Genomic DNA, 3,571 nt, shown 5'->3' on the forward strand with positions numbered 1-3,571 from the left:
ACACAGATTGTCTGATAGAAAGTAACGAGCAGAAATACCTTTATAGGCTTGTAGCTCAGGTGGTTAGAGCGCACCCCTGATAAGGGTGAGGTCGGTGGTTCAAGTCCACTCAGGCCTACCACTTCTTCGAAGTGGAAAAGGTACTGCACGTGACTGTATGGGGCTATAGCTCAGCTGGGAGAGCGCCTGCATTGCATGCAGGAGGTCAGCGGTTCGATCCCGCTTAGCTCCACCATATAGTCCGGTATTTCAATACTTCAGAGTATATTGGCGACAGTATGCTGCGAAGTATTTTGCTCTTTAACAATCTGGAACAAGCTGAAAATTGAAACATGACGGCTGAAATTTATCCCTCCGTAGATGTACTGGGATGAAGAGTAACCTGTCATAGAGTCTCTCAAATGTTTGCAGCACGAACGATGGAAACATCTTCGGGTTGTGAGGTTAAGTGACTAAGCGTACACGGTGGATGCCTAGGCAGTCAGAGGCGATGAAGGGCGTGCTAATCTGCGAAAAGCGTCGGTAAGGTGATATGAACCGTTATAACCGGCGATACCCGAATGGGGAAACCCAGTGTGTTTCGACACACTATCATGTCATGAATACATAGTGGCATGAGGCGAACCTGGTGAACTGAAATATCTAAGTAACCAGAGGAAAAGAAATCAACCGAGATTCCCCCAGTAGCGGCGAGCGAACGGGGAGGAGCCCAGAACCTGAATCGGCTTGTGTGTTAGTGGAAGCGTCTGGAAAGTCGCGCAGCAAAGGGTGATAGCCCCGTACACTAAAATGCACAGGTCGTGAGTTCGATGAGTAGGGCGGGGCACGTGAAACCCTGTCTGAACATGGGGGGACCATCCTCCAAGGCTAAATACTCCTGACCGACCGATAGTGAACCAGTACCGTGAGGGAAAGGCGAAAAGAACCCCGGAGAGGGGAGTGAAATAGAACCTGAAACCGTGTGCGTACAAGCAGTAGGAGCTCCGCAAGGAGTGACTGCGTACCTTTTGTATAATGGGTCAGCGACTTACTGTTCGTGGCAAGCTTAACCGTATAGGGGAGGCGAAGGGAAACCGAGTCTGATAAGGGCGCATAGTCGCGGGCAGTAGACCCGAAACCGGGTGATCTAGTCATGCCCAGGGTGAAGGTGCGGTAACACGCACTGGAGGCCCGAACCCACTCCCGTTGCAAAGGTAGGGGATGAGGTGTGATTAGGAGTGAAAAGCTAATCGAACCCGGAGATAGCTGGTTCTCCTCGAAAGCTATTTAGGTAGCGCCTCATATGTATCCTCTCGGGGGTAGAGCACTGTTATGGCTAGGGGGTCATCGCGACTTACCAAACCATTGCAAACTCCGAATACCGAGACGGACTGTATGGGAGACACACGGCGGGTGCTAACGTCCGTCGTGAAAAGGGAAACAACCCAGACCCACAGCTAAGGTCCCAAATTCACTGCTAAGTGGAAAACCATGTGGAAAGGCACAGACAGCCAGGAGGTTGGCTTAGAAGCAGCCACCCTTTAAAGAAAGCGTAATAGCTCACTGGTCGAGTCGGTCTGCGGGGAAGATTTAACGGGGCTAAGCAGTGAACCGAAGCTTGGGGTGCATACTTTGTATGCGCGGTAGAGGAGCGTTCCGTAAGCCGTTGAAGGTGGATTGAGAAGTCTGCTGGAGGTATCGGAAGTGCGAATGCTGACATGAGTAACGATAATGCGGGTGAAAAACCCGCACGCCGAAAGCCCAAGGTTTCCTTGCGCAACGTTAATCGGCGCAGGGTGAGTCGGCCCCTAAGGCGAGGACGAAAGTCGTAGTCGATGGGAAGCAGGTTAATATTCCTGCACCTCGCGTAAGTGCGATGGAGGGACGGAGAAGGTTAGGTGTACCAGGCGTTGGTTGTCCTGGGGAAAGGCGGTAGGTTTGGATCTTTGGCAAATCCGGGATCCTTTAAGACCGAGCACCGAGACGAGCCTTTATGGCGAAGTCACTGATACCACGCTTCCAGGAAAAGCTCCTAAGCTTCAGCTTACGCAGACCGTACCGTAAACCGACACAGGTGGGTAGGATGAGAATTCTCAGGCGCTTGAGAGAACTCGGGTGAAGGAACTAGGCAACATGGCACCGTAACTTCGGGAGAAGGTGCACCCTTTTTGGTGGCTCGTGCGAGCTATAGCTGAAGAGGGTCGCAGTAACCAGGCCGCTGCGACTGTTTATCAAAAACACAGCACTCTGCAAACACGAAAGTGGACGTATAGGGTGTGACGCCTGCCCGGTGCTGGAAGGTTAATTGATGGGGTCAGCCGCAAGGCGAAGCTCTTGATCGAAGCCCCAGTAAACGGCGGCCGTAACTATAACGGTCCTAAGGTAGCGAAATTCCTTGTCGGGTAAGTTCCGACCTGCACGAATGGCGTAACGACAGCGGCGCTGTCTCCACCCGAGACTCAGTGAAATTGAAATCGCTGTGAAGATGCAGCGTTCCCGTGGCAAGACGGAAAGACCCCGTGAACCTTTACTATAGCTTTACACTGAACGTTGAGTTCGTCTGTGTAGGATAGGTGGGAGGCTATGAAACTGTGGCGCTAGCTGCAGTGGAGCCATCCTTGAAATACCACCCTGTCGTGCTTGACGTTCTAACCTGGGCCCATTATCTGGGTCGGGGACCGTGTATGGTGGGTAGTTTGACTGGGGCGGTCTCCTCCTAAAGAGTAACGGAGGAGCTCGAAGGTACGCTCAGCGCGGTCGGACATCGCGCACTGTGTGCAAAGGCATAAGCGTGCTTGACTGCAAGATCGACGGATCAAGCAGGTAGGAAACTAGGACTTAGTGATCCGGTGGTTCTGTATGGAAGGGCCATCGCTCAACGGATAAAAGGTACTCCGGGGATAACAGGCTGATACCGCCCAAGAGTTCATATCGACGGCGGTGTTTGGCACCTCGATGTCGGCTCATCTCATCCTGGGGCTGTAGCCGGTCCCAAGGGTATGGCTGTTCGCCATTTAAAGAGGTACGTGAGCTGGGTTCAAAACGTCGTGAGACAGTTTGGTCCCTATCTGCCATGGGCGTTGGATATTTGAGAGGGGCTGCTCCTAGTACGAGAGGACCGGAGTGGACGTACCTCTGGTGTACCGGTTGTCACGCCAGTGGCATTGCCGGGTAGCTATGTACGGAAGCGATAACCGCTGAAGGCATCTAAGCGGGAAGCGCGCCTCAAGATGAGTCTTCCCTGGGCCTTTAAGGTCCCTGAAGGAACGTTTAAGACTAAGACGTTGATAGGCTGGGTGTGTAAGTGCAGCGATGCATTGAGCTAACCAGTACTAATGATCCGTGAGGCTTAACCTTACAACACCGAAGGTGTTTTTAGAGAGATTTTCAGCGACGTTCCAAGATTGGTTCTGATGGCTTCATGGAAGTGAGGCGGTTGGAATGAAACAGAATTTGCCTGGCGGCAATAGCGCGGTGGTCCCACCTGACCCCATGCCGAACTCAGAAGTGAAACGCCGTAGCGCCGATGGTAGTGTGGGGTCTCCCCATGCGAGAGTAGGACACTGCCAGGCATCAAATAAACGTTATCAGT

Annotated in this window: 2 tRNA genes and 2 rRNA genes; all 4 read left to right on the top strand. The window is 52.6% G+C overall.

Features of this window, described 5'->3' with window-relative positions:
• Positions 1-44: 44 nt before the first annotated feature.
• Positions 45-121, top strand: a tRNA-Ile gene (locus ACZ60J_RS39395).
• A 38-nt stretch (positions 122-159) separates the two neighbouring features.
• Positions 160-235 (top strand) — tRNA-Ala (locus tag ACZ60J_RS39400).
• Positions 236-442: 207 nt separating this feature from the next.
• Positions 443-3,336, top strand: a 23S ribosomal RNA gene (locus ACZ60J_RS39405).
• 99 nt (positions 3,337-3,435) lie between these two features.
• A 5S ribosomal RNA gene (gene rrf, locus ACZ60J_RS39410) occupies positions 3,436-3,551 on the top strand.
• Positions 3,552-3,571 lie beyond the last annotated feature (20 nt).

This window comes from Streptomyces sp. NPDC104226 (assembly GCF_055584085.1).